The following is a 19782-nucleotide window of genomic DNA, read 5'->3' on the forward strand; positions in this document are numbered from 1 at the left end:
CTCGCAGCGTGCTGATTGTGATCGAAGGCCTGGACGGTGCCGGTAAGCGCACGTTGACCGACGGACTGCGCGCGGCGCTGGAGGCCGACGGGAAGTCGGTCGCCTCCCTGGCCTTCCCGCGCTACGGCGCATCGGTGCACGCCGACCTGGCCGCCGAGGCGCTGCACGGACAGCATGGCGACCTCACCGATTCGGTGTACGCGATGGCGACGCTGTTCGCGCTGGACCGTGCGGGCGCCAGGGACGACGTCGAGCGGCTGTCGGCCGGCCACGACGTCCTGATCCTGGACCGCTACGTCGCCTCCAACGCCGCCTACAGCGCGGCCCGCCTGAATCAGGACATCGACGGCGAGGTCGTCGACTGGGTGTATGCCCTGGAATTCGGCAGGTTCGGGTTGCCCAAGCCGGATTTTCAACTGCTGCTCGACGTTTCGGTCGAGCTGGCCGACCAGCGCGCGCGCCACCGTGCCGAGCAGCAGGCCGACCGGGCGCGCGACGCGTATGAACGCGATCGCGGCCTGCAGCAGCGGACCGCCGCGGCCTACGCCGGCCTGGCGGCCGCGAACTGGGCGGGTGCGTGGGTGGTCGTGCCTCCGGATGCCGACCCGGCGGAGCTTGCCGCGCAGCTCTAGCCGCGACCACGCTCGGCGGATAACCCCGAGACACCAGCGTGGCACCCCGGTTTTGTCGCCTTGTGGTGACACCATGGTCACCATGAGGCAACGGATCCTGGTCGTCGATGACGATCCCTCGCTGGCTGAGATGCTCACCATCGTGCTGCGCGGGGAGGGCTTCGACACCGCTGTCATCGGAGACGGCAGCCAGGCGCTGACCGCCGTCCGTGAATTGCGGCCCGATCTGGTGCTGCTCGACCTGATGCTGCCGGGCATGAACGGTATCGACGTGTGCCGCGTGCTGCGCGCCGACTCCGGCGTGCCGATCGTCATGCTGACCGCCAAGACCGACACCGTCGACGTGGTTCTCGGGCTGGAATCCGGTGCCGATGACTACGTGATGAAGCCGTTCAAGCCGAAGGAACTGGTGGCCCGGGTGCGGGCCCGGTTGCGACGCAACGACGACGAGCCCGCCGAGATGCTGTCCATCCATGACATCGAGATCGATGTCCCCGCGCACAAGGTCACCCGCGCCGGTGAGCAGATTTCGCTGACACCGCTGGAGTTCGACCTGCTGGTGGCACTGGCGCGCAAACCGCGCCAGGTGTTCACTCGTGATGTGCTGCTCGAGCAGGTGTGGGGCTATCGGCATCCCGCGGACACCCGGTTGGTGAACGTGCATGTCCAGCGGCTCCGGGCCAAGGTGGAGACCGACCCGGAGAACCCGCAGGTGGTGTTGACCGTTCGAGGAGTGGGATACAAGGCCGGACCTCCGTGATCGGTGGGCCCGCGGTCGGGCGGCGCTCGTGATCTGGGGTACGCGACGCCGGGTCCGTAGCCGTTTTCGTGGCCCGTCCCCGATGCTGCGTGGGCTGGGCGCGGTGGGCCGCGCGGTCAGCTACGCCTGGCGGCGGTCCCTGCAGTTGCGGGTGGTGTCCCTGACGCTGGGGCTCTCGCTCGCGGTCATCCTGGTCCTCGGCTTCGTGCTGACCAGCCAGATCACCGATCGCATCCTGGAAGTCAAGGTGCGCGCCGCCACCGAGGAGATCGAGCGCGCCCGCGACACCGTCGGCGGCATCGTCGGCGGTGAGGAGACCCGCTCGCTGGACAGCAGCCTGCAACTGGCCCGCAACACCCTCATCGATCGCAAGGCCGACTCCGGGCCGGGACTCGCCGGCGCCTACGACGCGGTGCTCGTCGTGCCCGGCGACGGCCCCCGCGCGGCCACTGCCGCGGGCCCGGTACAGCAGGTGCCCGAGGCGCTGCGCGACTTCGTGCAGGCCGGGCAGGTCAGTTACCAGTACGCGACCGTGCACACCGACGGGTTCTCCGGGCCGGCGCTGATCGTCGGAAGCCCCAGCACCTCGTCGGTCACCAATCTTGAGCTGTACCTGATCTTCCCGTTGAACAACGAGGAATCCACCATCGCACTGGTACGCGGCACGATGGCCACCGGCGGCATCGTGCTGCTCGGGTTGCTCGCGGCGATCGCGCTGCTGGTGGCCCGCCAGATCGTGCTGCCGGTGCGTTCGGCGTCCAGGATCGCCGAACGCTTCGCCGAGGGCCATCTCACCGAGCGCATGCCGGTGCGCGGTGAGGACGACATGGCGCGGCTGGCGGTCTCGTTCAACGACATGGCCGAGAGCCTGTCCCGTCAGATCACCCAGCTCGAAGAGTTCGGAAACCTGCAGCGCCGCTTCACCTCCGATGTCAGCCATGAGCTGCGCACCCCGCTGACCACGGTGCGGATGGCCGCCGACCTGATCCACGACCACAGCGACGATCTGGATCCGGCGCTGCGCCGCTCGACCGAACTGATGGTCAACGAACTCGACCGCTTCGAGACGCTGCTGGCCGACCTGCTGGAGATCTCCCGCCACGATGCCGGTGTCGCCGAACTGGCGGTGGAGGCGGTCGATCTGCGCTCCACCGTGCAGAGCGCCCTGGACAACGTCGGTCACCTTGCGGCCGACGCCGGCGTGCAGCTCGATGTCGACATGCCGACCGACGGGGTGATCGCCGAGGTCGATCCGCGCCGGGCGGAACGCATCCTGCGCAACCTGATCGCCAACGCCATCGACCACGCCGAACGCAAATCGGTGGAGATCCGGATGGCCGCCGACGAGGACACCGTCGCCGTCACCGTCCGCGATCACGGTGTCGGGCTGCGTCCCGGCGAGGAAAAGCTGGTGTTCAGCCGGTTCTGGCGCTCCGATCCGTCGCGGGTGCGCCGCTCCGGGGGCACCGGGCTGGGGCTGGCCATCAGCATCGAGGACGCCAGGCTGCACCAGGGCCGCCTGGAGGCGTGGGGTGAGCCGGGCAAGGGCGCCTGTTTCCGGCTGACCCTGCCGCTGGTGCGCGGCCACAAGGTCACCACGAGTCCGTTGCCGCTCAAGCCGCCCGGACTGTCGGGCGGATCCACCGGACCGCAGGCGCGGGTCAAGGATCCCGCGCTCCGGCGCGACCGTGAGTCGGAGGGGGTATGACACCCGCCGTGAGGGCCTTCTGCCTGGCCGTGGCCACCGTGCTCGCCGTCACCACCGCCGGCTGTGCCGGGGTGCCGAGTTCCTCTGCGCCGCAAGCGATCGGGACCGTCGAACGCCCCGCGCCGCCGAGCCTGCCCACGCCGACGCCCGGCATGGAGCCCGACGTGCTGTTGCGCGAATTCCTCAAGGCCACCGCCGATCCCGCCAACCGGCATCTGGCAGCCCGGCAGTTCCTCACCGAATCCGCCTCGCGGGGCTGGGATGACGCCGGCAGCGCGTTGTTGATCGACCGCGTCGTGTTCACCGAGACGCGTCGGCCCGACCTGGTCACGGTGAGCATGCAGGCCGACATCCTCGGCTCGCTCTCCGAGCTCGGGGTGTTCGAGACGGCCGAAGGGGCGCTGCCCGACCCCGGCCCGATCGAACTGGTGAAGACCCCCGGAGGCTGGCGCATCGACCGGCTGCCCAACGGAGTCTTCCTGGACTGGCAGCAGTTTCAGCAGACCTACAAACGCAACACCCTCTACTTCACCGACCCGACCGGAAACACCGTGGTGCCCGATCCCCGCTATGTCGCGGTCGCCGATTCCGATCAGCTGGCCACCGAGCTGATGAGCAAGCTGATCGCCGGACCGCGACCCGAGATGGCGCGCACGGTGCGCAACCTGCTGGCCGCACCACTGCGGCTGCGCGGTCCCGTGACCCGCGCCGACGGCGGCAAGACCGGGGTGGGCCGCGGTTATGGCGGTGCCCGCATCGAGCTGGAGAATCTGTCGACGACCGATCCGCACACCCGCCAACTGCTTGCCGCGCAGATCATCTGGACGCTGTCGCGGTCCGGTATCAACGGCCCCTATGTGATCAATGTGGACGGCGCGGCGCTGGACGACCGCTTCGCCGAGGGCTGGGACACCGCCGACGTCGCGGCCACCGATCCGGGTGCCGCCGACGGCGCAGGCGCGGGCCTGCACGCCCTGGTGGGTGGATCGCTGGTGTCGCTGGACGGCCAGCGTGCGCCCCGGGTGCCGGGCCCGTTCGGACAGATGCCCGATCAGGTGTCGGCGGCGTTGTCGCGTTCCGGGCAGGAAGTGGCCTCGGTGATGGTGTTGCGGCGGGGCGCGCCGGATATGGCGTCCTCGTTGTGGATCGGCCCGATCGGCGGTGCCGCCGGCCAGGCCCTGGACGGCCGCACCCTGACCCGGCCCAGCTGGTCGCTCGACGATGCCATCTGGATCGTGGTCGACGGCGTCAACGTGGTCCGGGTGCTGCAGGACGCATCGGGGCAGCCCGCCCGCATCCCGGTGGACTCGACTGCGCTGTCGGCCAGGTTCCCCGGCGCCATCACCGAATTGCAGCTGTCCCGCGACGGCACCCGGGCGGCGATGGTGATCGACGGGCGGGTGATCCTGGCCGGGGTGGAGCAGACGCCCGGCGGTGGGTACGCCCTGACCTACCCGCGCCGCCTCGGCTTCGGGCTGGGGGACACGGCGGTGTCACTGTCCTGGCGCACCGGCGACGACATCGTGGTCACCCGCACCGACGGTGCCCATCCGGTGTCCTACGTCAACCTCGACGGCGTGAACTCCGACGGACCCAGCGGGAACCTGGCCGGCCCGGTGACGGTGGTGGCGGCGAACCCGTCGACGGTCTACGTCGCCGACCGGCGCGGGGTGTTGCAGCTGTCCGGTTCGGCCGCCGACGACGACCTCGCCTGGTCGGAGGTGCGGCCGCTGATGATCGCCGGCGCGCTGCCGGTCCTGCCTGGTTAACGCTGGGGCGAGCGAAGCGACGGGGTGTTTAGCCCTGGGGCGAGCGAAGCGACGGGGTGTTTAGCCCTGGGCCGCACGCTGTTTGGCGACGAACCCGATCGACATGCGCTGTAGCAGTCCCGGCGCGTACCGGGCGAACCGCCATGCCATGCGGGCCTGTCGCGGCCAGACCAACAGCGCTTTGTTGCCTTCGATGGCCCGCAGGGTGGCGGCGGCCAGCTCGTCGGCGGAGGCGAACGTCGTACTGCGCTGGCCCATCCGGTAGAAGTCTCGGCCGACGAAGCCGCCGACGGAGCCCTTGTCCAGGATCGGCGTCTCGACGGCGGTCGGGCAGATGGCCAGCACTCCGACCCCGCGGCCCGCGGCCTCGGACCGCAGCGCCAGGGACAGCCCCACGACGGCGTGCTTGCTCATCACGTAGCTGGTGATCTGCCCGGCGGCGGCCAGTCCAGCCATCGACGCGGTGTTCACGATGTGGCCGTGGCCCTGTTTCACCATCACCGGGTAGGCGGCCGCCACCCCGTGCACGACACCGCGGATGTTGACGTCGATGATCGCGTTCCACTGGTCCAGGGTCAGCAGCTCGGTGTCACCGCCCCAGGTGATGCCGGCGTTGTTGAACATCAGGTCGATCCGCCCGGCACGGTCGACCACCTCGTCGACACATTCGGCGACCGCGGCGCCGTCCGCGACGTCGAGCCCGCTCCACCGCGCGCCGAGGGGTTCGGCGGTGCGTGCCGCCGCGGCTGCGTCGATGTCGGTGCACACGACCTCGGCGCCGGCCATGCTCAGGGCACGGCACAGGGCGGCACCGATGCCGGATCCGGCTCCGGTCACGATGGCCTGCTTACCCGTGAACATGCCGAAATGGTAACCGTAATGGCAACGGTATGCGCCCGCATGCCGGCGAAACTCGCGTACCCGGTGTTCCCGCCGGCGGCGGATTCACCCCGGGTACGCGAGTTTCGCCAAGGTTGGAGGCCGGCAATGTCGGACCTCCCACCGACACTGGGCGCATGCTGCTGGACCTCATCCTCCCGCTGGAGTGCGGCGGCTGCGCCGCGCCGTCGACGCGGTGGTGCCCGACCTGTGCGGGGCTGCTGGCCGCCGGCGCGGCCGCACCCCGGCTGGTGACACCGCGCCTGGATCCCGGGGTTCCGGTGCTGTCGCTGGGCCGGTACGCCGCCGCCCGCCGGCAGGCGATCGTGGCCGTCAAGGAACACGGCCGGGCCGATCTGGTCGCCCCGCTGGCCGCTGCCCTGCACATCGGACTGGCCCGGCTGCTCGGCTGGGGGCTGCTCGACGCGCCGCTGACCCTGGTGCCCGCCCCGACCCGGCGGATGGCCGCCCGCAGGCGCGGTGGCGACCCCGTGACCCGGGTGGCACTCGCGGCGGCCGCGGATCTGCCCGGTATCACCGTGGTTTCGGCGCTGCGCCTGACCGGTTTCGCCCGGGACTCCGTGGGCCTGTCCAGCGCGGACCGGCAGCGCAATCTGGCCGGCCGGGTGCGGCTGCTGCGGCGGGTGTCCGGGCCCGCCGTGGTGTTCGACGACGTCGTCACCACGGGTGCGACCGCCTGTGAGTCGGTACGTGCCCTGCAAACAGCCGGGGTGGAGGTACACGCGGTGCTGGCGCTGGCCGATGCATGAAAGCGGCGGGAAAACAGCCCGCACTATTGCTGGGAGATGAAGACTTCAAAACAGGTCTGCGAAATTGGTGGCACAGTCAGGTGAACACGGACTACCGTCGGGTCCAACAACCCGTGTTTCTCACGGCGGCACCCGGTACGGGCGCCCGTGCGGTACCGGGACTGCCCTAGTGCGGTTGGAGGTGATTACCCGACACCTGACGCCGGCGGGCGCAGCGACATGCAACGTGCCGACGGCGTATTTGTGACGATCCGGGCACGCGATGCGCGTGCGACTTCCGACAGAAATGAGTTGTCAAGCATGTCAACGAATTCCGTGGAAACCAACAACTCCACCATGGTCCTCGAAGACCGCGACCAGTCGACGGAAGCGCCGGTGCTCAACGCCGACGTCGTCGTCAAGGGCCGCAACGTCGAGGTTCCCGACCATTTCCGGGTGTACGTCTCGGAGAAGTTGTCGCGGTTGGAGCGTTTCGACAGAACCATCTACCTGTTCGACGTCGAACTCGACCATGAGAAGAACCGGCGCCAGCGCAAGAACTGTCAGCACGTCGAGATCACCGCGCGCGGTCGCGGCCCGGTGGTGCGCGGCGAGGCCTGCGCAGACAGCTTCTACGCGGCACTGGAGTCGGCGGCAAGCAAACTCGAAGCACGACTGCGCCGCAGCAAGGATCGTCGCAAGATCCACTACGGGGACAAGACGCCCGTCTCGGTTCACGAGGCCACCGCGGAGCTGGCAGCAGTCGACGAACCCGCACCGCAGGACCCGTTCGCCGTCGAACCCGACCACGAACCCGGCCGCATCGTGCGCACCAAAGAACACGAAGCCACGCCCATGAGCATCGACGACGCTCTCTACGAGATGGAACTCGTCGGGCATGACTTCTTCCTGTTCCACGACAAGGAATCCGATCGGCCCTCGGTGGTGTACCGCCGTCACGCCTACGACTACGGACTCATCCGGCTGGCCTGAGCCGGCCGCCCTGCGCGAGCCCCCGGCGGAGAAGCCGGGGGCTCGCTGCATGCGCGGGCGCGCCCCGCAGGACACTTTCAGGCAGCGATTTCTTTCGGTCGCCTACGATGGATTAGCGGCAGGTAGGTGCGCGGCGACCGGATTGGTCGGACGCCTCGACCGGCCGGCACCATTCATCAACCCACAGGGGAAATAGCGTGCTCGATAAGTTGCTCCGTCTCGGTGAAGGCCGCATGGTCAAGCGGCTGAAGAAGGTGGCTGACTACGTCAACACCTTGTCCGACGATGTCGAGAAGCTGTCAGACGCCGAGCTGCGTGCCAAGACCGACGAGTTCCGCAAGCGGGTCGACGGCGGCGAAGACCTCGATGACCTGCTGCCCGAGGCCTTCGCGGTGGCACGTGAGGCGGCCTGGCGGGTGCTCGGCCAGAAACCCTTCGACGTCCAGCTGATGGGCGGCGCGGCATTGCACTTCGGCAATGTCGCCGAGATGAAGACCGGTGAGGGCAAGACCCTGACCGCGGTGCTGCCGGCCTACCTCAACGCCCTGGCCGGCAAGGGCGTGCACCTGGTCACCGTCAACGACTACCTGGCCAAACGCGATAGCGAGCAGATGGGCCGTATCCACCGGTTCCTGGGTCTCGACGTCGGTGTCATCCTGTCCGGCCTGACCCCCGATGAGCGCCGCGTCGCCTATGCCGCCGACATCACCTACGGCACGAACAACGAGTTCGGCTTCGACTACCTGCGCGACAACATGGCGCACTCCGTGGCGGAGATGGTGCAGCGCGGCCACAACTACGCCATCGTCGACGAGGTCGACTCGATCCTCATCGACGAGGCCCGTACCCCGCTGATCATCTCGGGCCCGGCCGATGGCGCCTCGCACTGGTACAGCGAGTTCGCCCGGCTGGCCCCGTTGATGGAGAAGGACGTCCACTACGAGGTGGACCTGCGCAAGCGCACGATCGGCGTGCACGAGCTGGGGGTGGAGTTCGTCGAGGATCAGCTCGGTATCGAGAATCTCTACGAGGCCGCCAACTCGCCGCTGGTCAGCTACCTGAACAACTGCCTCAAGGCCAAGGAACTCTTCCTGCGCGACAAGGACTACATCGTGCGCAACGGTGAGGTCGTGATCGTCGACGAGTTCACCGGCCGCGTGCTGGTGGGTCGGCGCTACAACGAGGGCATGCACCAGGCCATCGAGGCCAAGGAGCACGTCGAGATCAAGGCCGAGAACCAGACGCTGGCGACCATCACGCTGCAGAACTACTTCCGGCTCTACGACAAGCTCGCCGGGATGACCGGTACCGCCCAGACCGAGGCGTCCGAGCTGCACGAGATCTACAAGCTCGGCGTGGTCTCCATCCCGACCAACCGGCCGATGGTCCGCGAGGACCAGTCCGACCTGATCTACAAGACCGAGGAAGCCAAGTACATCGCCGTGGTCGACGATGTGGTGGAACGCTACGAGAAGGGCCAGCCGGTCCTGATCGGCACCACCTCGGTCGAGCGATCCGAGTACCTGTCGCGCCAGTTCACCAAGCGCAAGGTGCCTCACAACGTCCTCAACGCCAAGTACCACGAGTCCGAGGCCCAGATCATCGCCGAGGCCGGGCGGCGCGGCGCCATCACCGTCGCCACCAACATGGCCGGCCGCGGTACCGACATCGTGCTCGGCGGCAACGTCGAATTCCTCGCCGATCTGCGGCTCAAGGAGCAGGGTCTGGATCCGGTCGCGACCCCGGACGAGTACGAAGCCGCCTGGGAACCGATGGTCAGCAAGATCAAGGCCGAAGCCAAGGCGGAGGCTCAGGAGGTCATCGCCGCCGGTGGCCTGTACGTGCTGGGCACCGAGCGCCACGAGTCCCGCCGCATCGACAACCAGCTGCGTGGCCGTTCCGGCCGCCAGGGCGATCCGGGCGAATCCCGCTTCTATCTGTCACTGGGCGACGAGTTGATGCGCCGCTTCAACGGCGCGACGCTGGAGACGCTGCTGACCCGGCTGAACCTGCCCGAGGACGTGCCGATCGAGGCCAAGATGGTCACCCGCGCCATCAAGAGCGCCCAGACCCAGGTCGAGCAGCAGAACTTCGAGGTCCGCAAGAACGTCCTGAAGTACGACGAGGTGATGAACCGCCAGCGCACCGTGGTCTACAAGGAGCGCCGGATGATCCTCGAGGGCGAGAACCTGGCGCAGCAGGCCCACGACATGATGGTCGACGTCATCACCGCCTATGTGAACGGGGCGACGTCCGAGGGCTACTCCGAGGACTGGGACCTGGAGAAGCTGTGGGAGGCGCTCAAGACGCTCTACCCGGTCGGTATCGATCACCACGATCTGATCGACTCCGATGCCGTCGGCGAGCCCGGGGAACTGACCCGCGACGAGCTGCTCGACGCTCTGGTCAAGGATGCCGAACGCGCCTACGCCGCCCGCGAGGAACAGATCGACGCCATCGGTGGCGAGGGCGCGATGCGTCAGCTGGAGCGCAATGTGCTGCTCAATGTGATCGACCGCAAATGGCGTGAGCACCTCTACGAGATGGACTACCTCAAGGAGGGCATCGGCCTGCGCGCGATGGCCCAGCGCGATCCGTTGGTCGAATACCAGCGCGAGGGCTACGACATGTTCGTCGCAATGCTCGACGGCCTCAAAGAGGAGTCGGTCGGGTTCCTGTTCAACGTCGCGGTCGAGGCCGCGCCGCAGACGGCTCCGGTGGTCACACCGATGTCACAGGGACTGGCCGAGTTCGCCGCCGCGGCAGCCGAGAAGGCATCGGCGACAGCGGCTGATCAAGCACAGGGCCAGGTGGCCACCAAGGAACGCCCGGCCGGCGTGCAGGCCAAGGGTATCGGCGGCAATGGTAGGCCCGCGCTGACGTACTCCGGACCGGCCGAGGACGGATCCGCCGAGGTGAAGCGCTCCGGCACCGCCGCCGCCGCCACCGGCGGGACCCGCAAGGAACGCCGCGAGGCGGCGCGCAAGGGCCGCAAGCGCTGACCGCGTCAGCCGATCTGTAGCGCCACCACCTGCCACCGTCCCGCGACGAGTTCGACGCGGGCGGCGATGGCCCGCACCCTGGGCCCGCGGGTGTAGGTGGCGAACACCTCGGCGGCGTCCACCTGGGCGTCCGCGTCCGCAGCGGTGCTGCGCAGCCGGATCCGGCGCAGCACCGCCGCGCCGCCGGCCTGGGGAACCCGCGCCAGCGTTTGCGTGATGTCGATCAGCTGCGGTGCCAGCAATCCGCGTAACTGGGTCACCGGGCGCCGACGGTCCACCACCTCCAACACCCGCCGCAGGGTGGCGTCGGCGAACATCACCGCCGCCGGGGGCGCCGGAACCTCGCCGACGACCGCGGGCAGGCGGGGCTGCCGGGGCGGGCGCGGACGCAGCGTCGGCGGATGCGGCGCCGGGCGTCCGGCACCGCGCACCGGCGGTTCGCAGTCGATGATCGGCGAGGTCATCGCGGAATGCGTAGCGGCGGTGGGGTGCGGCGGTTCGGGATGGGATACGTGAGTCACGGGCTCTCCAGCGGGCACGGAAACGGACGGGACGGCTGCTGGAGAGGCACAGTCATATCGATGATCGCATGTGTTGGCGGGGCTTCCGTGCACCCATGATGCGCACAGCCGACGATGACCGATACGGTGACGGGGAATCAGCACCGGGTGAGGGGAGGACGCTGTCGCGATGGTGACGAGGTTGTCGGCATCCGATTCGGCGTTCTATCGCTTGGAGAACAGTTCGACCCCGATGTATGTCGGGTCGCTGTCCATCGTGCGCAAGCCGCGCGGCGGACTGAGCTATGAATCCGTACTGGCCACCGTCGAGCAGCGGCTGCCGCAAATTCCGCGGTACCGGCAGAAGGTTCGCGAGGTCAGCCTGGGGCTGGCCCGGCCGGTCTGGGTCGACGACACCGATTTCGACATCACCTATCACGTCCGGCGCTCGGCGCTGCCCTCACCGGGAAGCGATGCGCAACTGCATGATCTGATCGCCCGGATCGGCTCCCGGCCGATGGACAAGTCCCGTCCGCTCTGGGAGATGTACATCGTCGAAGGCCTTGCCCGCAACCGGGTCGCCATCTACACCAAGTCGCATCAGGCGCTCGTCAACGGCATGTCGGCGCTGGAGATCGGGCACGTCATCGCCGACCGCACCCAGAGGGCGCCGGAGTTCGGCGAGGACATCTGGATCCCCGCCCGCGAACCCAGCGACAGGCAACTGTTCGTCGCGGCTCTCGGGGAGTGGGTCACCCGGCCCACCGCGCAGGTCGCCGCGGCGCGCTCGGCGGTGCAGGAGATGGCCACCAATGCCGGAGCGCTCGTCGACGCGGGGCGCCGCATCGCGGATGTGGCGCGCACGGTGGCCCGCGGGACCGCCCCGAGCAGCCCGCTGAACACCACGGTGTCGCGCAACCGGCGGTTCACGGTGGCCGCACATCCGCTCGAGGACTACCGCGCGCTGCGGGCACGCTACGAGTGCGACGTCAACGATGTCGTGTTGGCCGTGGTGGCCGGCGCGCTGCGCAACTGGCTGCTGTCCCGCGGTGAGCCGGTGACCGCGACATCGACGGTGCGCGCGATGGCGCCGAATTCGGTGTATCCCGATGCCGAGATCGATTCGGCCGGACCGGGTCAGGCCATCAGTGAGGTCTCGCCGTTTCTGGTCGATCTGCCGATCGGGGAGGGAAACGCGGTGGTGCGACTGTCCCAGATTGCGCATGCCACCGAATCGCATTCCACCGCTGCGAGTTTGGTCGACGCCCGCACCATTGTGACGCTGTCCGGATTCGCGCCCCCGACTCTGCACGCGATGGGCATCCGGGTAGCGACGAGCTTCTCGGCGCGCCAGTTCAATTTGCTGATCACCAATGTGCCCGGTGCGCAGAAGCAGATGTACATTGCCGGCACCAAGCTGCTGGAGTCCTACGCGGTGCCGCCGCTGCTCACCAACCAGGTACTCGCGATAGCGGTGACCTCGTATAACGGCATGTTGTACTTCGGGATCAACGCCGACCGGGACGCCATGAGTGACGTGGACGTGCTGCCGGCGTTGCTGCGCGAGTCGCTGGACGAATTGCTGGAATCGACGCGCTGACACCCGGGGCGGAAGTTGACTCGATCCGCCGATCGCGATGTGATGGATCGACCATGTCTATCAATTCGCCTAGCGAAGAATCCGCTGCCAAGCCCCAATTGGACGTCATTCCGCACCCGGTGCTCGACGTGCCGATAGATGAAGAGGCACTGGTCAAAGAGGGCCGGTTGGACCTCGTCGTCTTCGGTGTCACGGCCGCCATCGCGGTCGGATTCCTGGTCTGGGGATTCGTCGACACCGCATCGCTGGCCGCCGCATCCGGTGACGCCCTCGGCTGGGTCATGACGAACACCGGGTGGTTGTTCACCCTGATGGCGTCGGCCTTCGTGCTGTTCGTGCTGTGGATCGCGCTCGGCAGGTTCGGCAACATCCCGCTCGGCCGCGATGACGAGGAACCCGAGTTCCGCACGGTGTCCTGGATCGCCATGATGTTCAGCGCCGGCATGGGGATCGGTTTGATGTTCTTCGGTGTGTCCGAGCCACTCTCGCATCTGGTGTCGCCTCCGCCGGGTACCGGCGCGGAAGGAAATCCCGAGGCCGTCCAGAATGCGATGGCCACCACGCTCTATCACTGGACCCTGCATCCGTGGGCGATCTACGCAGTGGTCGGCCTGGCCATCGCCTACGGCGTGTACCGCAAGGGTCGGTTCCAGTTGATCAGCGCGGCCTTCGAACCGCTGATCGGTGATCGCGCGCACGGCGGCTGGGGCAAGGTCATCGACATGTTGGCGATCTTCGCCACACTGTTCGGGTCGGCGGCGTCACTGGGGTTGGGCGCGTTGCAGATTCGCAGCGGCCTGCAGATTGTCGGCGGTATCGGAGAGGCCGGCAACGCGGTCCTGATCGGCATCATCGCGGTGCTCACCTGTGCATTCGTGCTGTCCGCGGTATCCGGTGTCGCGCGCGGCATCCAATGGCTGTCCAACTTCAACATGGTGCTGGCCCTGCTGCTGGCGTCCTTCGTATTCATCGTCGGGCCAACGGTTTTCATCCTGAACCTGATCCCGACCTCGATCGGCAGCTACTTCCAGGACTTGGCGATGATGTCGGCCCGTACCGGCGCCGAGGGTGCCGAGACCGAAGCCTGGCTGGGGTCGTGGACCGTCTTCTACTGGGCCTGGTGGATTTCCTGGACGCCGTTCGTCGGCATGTTCATCGCGCGGATCTCGCGCGGGCGCACCATCAGGCAGTTCGTCACCGGGGTGCTGCTGGTGCCCAGCCTGGTGTCGCTGGTCTGGTTCTGCGTGTTCGGCGGCGCGGCGATGAAGGCCCAGCAGGAAGGCGCCGATCTGGCCGGGGAGGGCACCGTCGAGGGCCAGCTGTTCGGCCTGCTCGGGGAGTACCCGCTGGCCACCGTGTCGACCGTGGTGGTGATGTTGCTGGTCGCGGTGTTCTTCGTCTCCGGCGCCGACGCGGCGTCCATCGTGATGGGATCGCTGTCCGAACGCGGCACCATCGAGCCGCACCGCAAGACCGTCATCTTCTGGGGTGTTGCCACCGGCGCCGTCGCCGCGGTGATGCTGCTGGTCGGCGGCTCCGATGCGCTGACCGGGCTGCAGACCATCACCATCGTGGCGGCCCTGCCCTTCGTCCTGGTGATGATCGGGCTGGCCGTGGCGTTGGTCAAGGATCTGCGCCAGGACCCGATGATGGTGCGCCGCCAGTACGCCGCGGAGGCGGTGAACTCGGCCGTGATCGCCGGTGTCACCGCGCACGGTGACGACTTCGTCATCTCGGTGGAGAAGGATCCCGACGCCGCCCCGGATGCCGAGGTGACCGTGGCGCCGGGTGAACGCGGCGGCGGCTAACCTCGCCTGGTGCGTGTCTACATACCGGCCACCCTGACGATGCTGCAGCAATTGGTGGCCGACGGGTTGATCCATGCCCGCAGCGGCACGGCCTTCGCGGTCACACCGACGCTGCGTGAGTCCTACGCCGAGGGCGACGACGACGAACTGGCCGAGGTGGCACTGCGGGAGGCCGCGCTGGCATCGCTGCGCCTGCTGGCGGCGGAGGGGGAGTCGACCCTGCCGCCCCGGCGGGCGGTGCTCGTGGTCGATGCCGCGGAGGCCACGGCCCGGCCCGACCTCGATGATGCGGTGGTGCGGTTGGCCGGTCCGGTGCCGCTGGCGGACGTCATCGCCGCCTATGTGGACAATGCCGCGGCGGAGACCGAGGTGCTCACCGCCGTCGGGGTGGTCGACGAAGCCGACCTCGGAGATGAGGACGCGGAGCTTGCTGTGGGTGATGCGCAGGATCATGACCTGGCTTGGTACGCCCCGCAGGAGTTGCCCTTTCTGCTCGAGCTGCTGTGACGTAAATCGCATCCAAGCTGGGCACAAATTCACTACGCGTGCGTAAGTTACGGTACCGTAGGTTGCGTGGCGAAGAGTGAAATCAAGGTCTCGGCAAAAGTAGCCGACACGGTGCGTCCCCAGATCGCGGGCGCAGACCGTCACCGCGGATGGCACGCACTGCGCACCATCGCCGGCCGGATCACCACTCCGCTGCTGCCGGACGACTATCTCAAGCTCGCCAACCCGCTGTGGTCGGCACGCGAACTGCGCGGCCGGGTCGTCGAGGTGCGCCGCGAGACGGAGGACTCGGCGACGCTGGTCATCAAGCCGGGCTGGGGCTTCTCGCTGGACTACGAGCCCGGGCAGTACGTCGGGATCGGTCTGCTGGTCGACGGCCGCTGGCGCTGGCGCTCCTATTCGTTGACCTCGTCCCCCCTTCGCGGCGGACAGAACAGGCGTGGCGCCCGCACCATCACCATCACGGTGAAGGCGATGCCGGAGGGTTTCCTGTCGACTCACCTGGTCGGCGGCGTGGAGCCCGGCACGATCGTGCGACTGGCCGCACCGCAGGGCAACTTCGTCATGCCCGACCCGGCTCCGGCCTCGGTGCTGTTCCTGACGGCGGGCTCGGGGATCACCCCGGTCATGTCGATGCTGCGCACCCTGCAGCGCCACGACCAGATCACCGACATCGTGCACGTGCATTCCGCACCGACCGAGTCCGATGTCATGTTCGCCGCCGAGTTGCAGGAACTGCACGACGCGCATCCGGGGTACCGGATGGAACTGCGCACCACGCGGACCCAGGGTCGGCTCGATCTGTCCCGCTTGGACGAGGTGGTGCCGGATTGGCGTGACCGTCAGGCCTGGGCGTGCGGTCCGGAGGCGATGCTCAACGACGCCGAGCGGGTCTGGGCCGAGGCGGGTCTGCCCACGCAACTGCACCTGGAGCGCTTCGCGGTCACCCGCGCCGCACCGCACGGCACCGGCGGCACCGTGACCTTCGAGCGCAGCGGCAAGAGCGTGGCGGCCGACGCGGCGACATCCTTGATGGAGGCCGGCGAGGGGGCGGGCATCCAGATGCCGTTCGGTTGCCGGATGGGCATCTGCCAGTCGTGCGTCGTGGGTCTCGTCGAGGGCCACGTGCGCGACCTGCGGACCGGAGTGGAGCACGAACCGGGGACCCGGGTGCAGACCTGTGTCTCCGCGGCGTCCGGCGACTGCACGCTGGACGCATAGACTTTACTGGCTGGTAACCTACGGTTGCGTAGGTTACGGTATCGTAGGAACGGAAGGAGGGCCGAAAAGTGGCTATTACCGACGTACCGGCGTTCACGCATCTCACCGATGCGGATATCGAAACGCTGGGTGCTGAGCTCGACGCGATCCGACAGGACATCGAAGATTCGCGGGGCGCCAGCGATGCCCGCTACATCCGCCGCGCGATCGCCGGTCAGCGTGCGCTGGAGATCACCGGCCGCCTGTTGCTCGCCGGAAGCTCCAAGCGGGCCTTCTGGTGGGCGGGAGCGTCGACCCTGGGCGTGGCCAAGATCATCGAGAACATGGAGATCAGCCACAACGTCATGCACGGCCAGTGGGATTGGATGAACGATCCCGAGATCCACTCCTCGACCTGGGAGTGGGATACCACCGGGGCTTCGAAGCACTGGCGTTTCACGCACAACTTCATGCACCACAAGTACACCAACATCCTGGGCATGGACGACGATGTGGGCTACGGCGTCATCCGCGTCACCCGCGACGCGCGGTGGAAGCCGATGAACCTGGGAAACCTGGTCTACAACACCTTGCTCGCGGTGCTGTTCGAGTGGGGTATCGGTCTGCAGCACCTGGAACTCGGCAAGATCTTCAAGGGCCGCGATGACCGCAAGGCGACCATGGCGCGCGTCAAGGAGTTCGGCGTCAAGGCCGGCCACCAGGTGGCCAAGGACTACGTGGTGTGGCCCGCACTGACCTCGCTGTCGCCGGGAGCCACCTACAAGTCGACGATGAAGGCCAACATCGTGGCCAACATCATCCGCAACATCTGGACCAACGCGATCATCTTCTGCGGGCATTTCCCCGATGGTGCAGAGAAGTTCACCAAGACCGACATGGTCGGCGAGAGCCGCGGCCAGTGGTATCTGCGCCAGATGCTGGGCAGTGCCAATATCAGTGGCGGCCGGGTGCTGGACTTCATGAGCGGCAACCTGTCCTACCAGATCGAGCACCACCTGTTCCCGGATCTGCCGAGCAACCGGTACCGCGAGATCTCGGTCAAGGTGCGCGCGCTGTGCGACAAGTACGACCTGCCCTACACCACGGGGCCGTTCCTCGTGCAGTACGGCAAGAGCTGGCGCACCATCGCCAAATTGTCGCTGCCGGACCGGTTCCTCAAGGACACCCGCGACAACGCGCCCGAGACGCGCAGCGAGCGGATGTTCGATGAGCTGGAGGGTTTCGGTGTCACCGATCCCGCCACCGGTAAGCGCCGTGGTCTGAAGACTGCGATCGCCACGGTGCGCGGCTGGCGGCAGGGCAAGATCGCCGCGTAGTTCTCTCAACACGTGAACGGCCCCAGAACCCACCCGGGTTTTGGGGCCGTTTCGTGTGCTCGCGGCGAGGTCAGTAGCCGGCCTCGTTGAGGGTGCCGAGCAGCAGCCGCGCCGCGGCGACGCGGCCCGCGGCCGGCCCGGTCAACGCGTCCAGCGCGCACTCCGGGTCGGCGGGCGCGCCCAGATGCCCACAGCCGCGCGGACATTCGTCGACCGCCTCGGCCAGGTCGGAGAAGGCCTGCACCACGTCATCGGCGCTCACATGGGCCAGGCCGAACGAGCGGATACCCGGGGTGTCGATCACCCAACCGGATGCGCGCAGCGGCAGTGCCACCGACTGACTCGAGGTGTGCTTACCCTTGCCGACACCGGACACGTCCCCGGTGGCCCGTTCCGCCTCGGGCACAAGACGATTCACCAGGGTCGACTTGCCCACCCCGGAATGACCCAGCAGGACGGTCACTTTCCCGGTCAGCAGCGGCGCCACCACGTCGAGCGGATCGTCGCGCCCGGCCGTCACCACCTGCAGATCCAGATCGGCGAACTGCGCCGCGAACGGTTCCGGATCGGCAAGGTCGGATTTCGTCAGGCACAGGATCGGTGCCAGCCCGCCGGTATAGGCAGCGATCAACGCTCGCTCGACGAACCCGGTGCGCGGCGGCGGATCGGCCAGCGCCACCACGATCAGCAGCTGATCGGCATTGGCCACCACCACCCGCTCGGCGGGGTCGGTGTCATCGGCGGTGCGGCGCAACACCGTCCGGCGATCACCGCGGCGCACGATGCGGGCCAGGGTGTCCGGCTTGCCGGACAGGTCCCCGACAATGCTCACCTCGTCGCCCACGACGATGGGTGTGCGGCCCAATTCTCGGGCGCGCATGGTGGTGACGTGCCGGTTCGGGTCCCCGCCCAGCGCACAGCCCCAGCGGCCGCGGTCGACGGTGACGACCATGGCCTCCTCGGCGTCGGCGTGGTCGGGACGGGTCTTGGTACGCGGCCGCGAACCCTTGCCCGGGCGGACCCGGACATCGGACTCGTCGTACTCGCGAGATCTCAAATCGTGCCCAGCATGTCGGCCCACATCCCCGGGAAGTCCGGCAGCGTCTTGGACGTCGTCGCGATGTCCTCGACCTGCACGCCGGGAACCCGCAGTCCGACGATCGCCCCGGCGGTGGCCATCCGGTGATCGGCGTAGGACCGCCACACACCGCCGTGCAGCGGTGTCGCGGTGATTTGCAGACCGTCCGGCGTCTCGTCGCACCTGCCGCCCAGGCCGTTGATCTCGGTGCTCAGCGCCGCCAGCCGATCGGTTTCATGCCCGCGCAGGTGCGCGATGCCGCGCAGGGTGGACACCGATCCCGGTGCGGCGAGCGCGGCCAGCGCCGCGACCGCAGGGGCCAGCTCGCCGATATCGTGCAGGTCGATGTCGATGGCCCCGTAACTCGGTGCGCCTTGGGCCTGTAAGTAAGAATCGGCCTGCTGGGCAACGACATTCACTCGTGACAGCAGATCCAGGATGGCGTCCGAGGGCTGGATGCTGTCCGCGGGCCAGCGGCTGATCCGCACCGTGCCCGCGGTGACGGCGGCGGCGGCCAGGAACGGCACCGCATTGGACAGGTCGGGCTCGATGTCCCAGTGCCGGGCGGCGACAGCACCCGGGTCGACCCGCCAGCGGTTGGGCGTGCCGTCGTCGACGGTGACACCCGCGCCGCGCAGCATCGACACCGTCATCGCGACGTGCGGCGCAGACGGCACCGACTCACCGGTGTGCACGACGGTCAGACCGTCACGGAAGGTGGTGCCGGCCAGCAACAGTCCCGAGACGAACTGCGAAGACGCCGATGCATCGATGTGGACCTCGCCACCGGCCACCGAACCCGCACCGCGCACCTCGAACGGCAATCCGGCACCGTCGATGCGAACGCCGAGGCCGCGCAGCGCGTCCAGCAGCGGCGCGATCGGGCGGGCCCGGGCCTGCTCGTCCCCGTCGAAGATCACGGTCTGGGTGCTCAGGGCGGCGACGGCGGGCAGGAACCGCAGCACGGTGCCGGCAAGTCCGCAGTCGATGCGGGTGCCTGCGGCCGGGGCGACGGCGCCGCTTGCGGTCAGCTCGGTGCCCTCGCCGGTGACGGTGACCCCCAACGCCCGGACCGCATCGATCATCAGATCGGTGTCGCGGCTGCGCAACGCGCCGCTGATGGTGGTCACGCCCTGGGCGGTGGCCAGCGCGGCCAGCACCAGCGCGCGGTTGGTCAGCGATTTCGACCCGGGGACCGCCACCGTGGCGTCCACGGGTCCGGTCATCGTCGGTGCAGGCCAGTTGTTCACGGCCTCTATC

General features: G+C 68.2%; 16 protein-coding genes. 12 read left to right on the forward strand and 4 right to left on the reverse strand.

What is annotated here, in order from left to right; genetic code table 11:
- Nucleotides 1-8 precede the first annotated feature (8 nt).
- The 4 genes from C6A86_RS06740 (at nucleotide 9) to lpqB (ending at nucleotide 4869) form a co-directional block, all read left to right on the forward strand.
- Nucleotides 9-632: a dTMP kinase gene (locus tag C6A86_RS06740; RefSeq protein WP_105365537.1), complete on the forward strand. Its 624-nt coding sequence runs from the start codon at nucleotides 9-11 to the stop codon at nucleotides 630-632.
- Nucleotides 633-705: 73 nt separating this feature from the next.
- Nucleotides 706-1392, forward strand: a complete 687-nt coding sequence (mtrA, locus tag C6A86_RS06745) for a two-component system response regulator MtrA (RefSeq protein ID WP_057167177.1) — start codon at nucleotides 706-708, stop codon at nucleotides 1390-1392.
- 28 nt (nucleotides 1393-1420) lie between these two features.
- Nucleotides 1421-3100, forward strand: a complete 1680-nt coding sequence (gene mtrB / locus C6A86_RS06750) for an MtrAB system histidine kinase MtrB (protein WP_105365538.1) — start codon at nucleotides 1421-1423, stop codon at nucleotides 3098-3100.
- Complete coding sequence (lpqB, locus tag C6A86_RS06755; RefSeq protein ID WP_105365539.1) at nucleotides 3097-4869, forward strand: MtrAB system accessory lipoprotein LpqB; 1773 nt, start codon at nucleotides 3097-3099, stop codon at nucleotides 4867-4869. The genes mtrB and lpqB overlap by 4 nt, the downstream gene beginning before the upstream one ends.
- A 60-nt stretch (nucleotides 4870-4929) precedes the next feature.
- On the opposite strand, the gene C6A86_RS06760 is transcribed toward lpqB, so the two are convergent.
- Complete coding sequence (locus C6A86_RS06760; protein WP_105365540.1) at nucleotides 4930-5730, reverse strand: SDR family oxidoreductase; 801 nt, start codon at nucleotides 5728-5730, stop codon at nucleotides 4930-4932.
- A 158-nt stretch (nucleotides 5731-5888) separates the two neighbouring features.
- Here C6A86_RS06760 and C6A86_RS06765 point away from each other — a divergent pair, with 158 nt between their 5' ends.
- The 3 genes from C6A86_RS06765 to secA all read left to right on the forward strand — a co-directional run bounded on the left by C6A86_RS06765 (nucleotide 5889) and on the right by secA (nucleotide 10492).
- Nucleotides 5889-6518, forward strand: coding sequence for a ComF family protein (locus tag C6A86_RS06765; protein ID WP_105365570.1), 630 nt, complete (start codon nucleotides 5889-5891; stop codon nucleotides 6516-6518).
- Nucleotides 6519-6854: 336 nt separating this feature from the next.
- Nucleotides 6855-7490: a ribosome hibernation-promoting factor, HPF/YfiA family gene (gene hpf, locus C6A86_RS06770; protein ID WP_199196373.1), complete on the forward strand. Its 636-nt coding sequence runs from the start codon at nucleotides 6855-6857 to the stop codon at nucleotides 7488-7490.
- A gap of 197 nt (nucleotides 7491-7687) precedes the next feature.
- Nucleotides 7688-10492 carry a preprotein translocase subunit SecA gene (gene secA, locus C6A86_RS06775; protein ID WP_105365542.1) on the forward strand — a complete coding sequence of 935 codons (2805 nt, stop codon included), beginning with the start codon at nucleotides 7688-7690 and terminating at the stop codon, nucleotides 10490-10492.
- Between the two features lie 5 nt (nucleotides 10493-10497).
- Here secA and C6A86_RS06780 read toward each other — a convergent pair whose 3' ends face one another.
- Entirely contained in the window at nucleotides 10498-11013 is a 516-nt protein-coding gene (locus C6A86_RS06780; RefSeq protein ID WP_233213191.1) for an Rv3235 family protein, read from the reverse strand.
- Between the two features lie 169 nt (nucleotides 11014-11182).
- Between C6A86_RS06780 and C6A86_RS06785 the strand changes: the two genes are divergently transcribed.
- The 5 genes from C6A86_RS06785 (at nucleotide 11183) to C6A86_RS06805 (ending at nucleotide 17444) form a co-directional block, all read left to right on the forward strand.
- On the forward strand, nucleotides 11183-12592 hold the full coding sequence (locus C6A86_RS06785) for a wax ester/triacylglycerol synthase family O-acyltransferase (RefSeq protein ID WP_105365544.1): 1410 nt from the start codon (nucleotides 11183-11185) through the stop codon (nucleotides 12590-12592).
- A gap of 53 nt (nucleotides 12593-12645) precedes the next feature.
- Entirely contained in the window at nucleotides 12646-14400 is a 1755-nt protein-coding gene (locus C6A86_RS06790; protein WP_105365545.1) for a BCCT family transporter, read from the forward strand.
- Nucleotides 14401-14406: 6 nt separating this feature from the next.
- A complete protein-coding gene (locus C6A86_RS06795) occupies nucleotides 14407-14907 on the forward strand; it encodes a DUF6912 family protein (RefSeq protein WP_396835272.1) in 501 nt (166 codons plus the stop codon).
- 66 nt (nucleotides 14908-14973) lie between these two features.
- Entirely contained in the window at nucleotides 14974-16128 is a 1155-nt protein-coding gene (locus tag C6A86_RS06800; RefSeq protein WP_105365547.1) for a ferredoxin reductase, read from the forward strand.
- A 68-nt stretch (nucleotides 16129-16196) separates the two neighbouring features.
- Nucleotides 16197-17444, forward strand: coding sequence for a fatty acid desaturase (locus tag C6A86_RS06805; protein ID WP_105365548.1), 1248 nt, complete (start codon nucleotides 16197-16199; stop codon nucleotides 17442-17444).
- A gap of 70 nt (nucleotides 17445-17514) precedes the next feature.
- Here C6A86_RS06805 and rsgA read toward each other — a convergent pair whose 3' ends face one another.
- Together rsgA and aroA are read right to left on the reverse strand one after the other, a co-directional pair.
- A complete protein-coding gene (rsgA, locus tag C6A86_RS06810) occupies nucleotides 17515-18501 on the reverse strand; it encodes a ribosome small subunit-dependent GTPase A (RefSeq protein WP_105365549.1) in 987 nt (328 codons plus the stop codon).
- A complete protein-coding gene (gene aroA, locus C6A86_RS06815) occupies nucleotides 18498-19781 on the reverse strand; it encodes a 3-phosphoshikimate 1-carboxyvinyltransferase (RefSeq protein ID WP_105365571.1) in 1284 nt (427 codons plus the stop codon). Before aroA ends, rsgA begins: the two co-directional genes overlap by 4 nt.
- Nucleotide 19782: the final 1 nt, after the last annotated feature.

The organism is Mycobacterium sp. ITM-2016-00316 (assembly GCF_002968335.2).
Lineage (GTDB): Bacteria > Actinomycetota > Actinomycetes > Mycobacteriales > Mycobacteriaceae > Mycobacterium.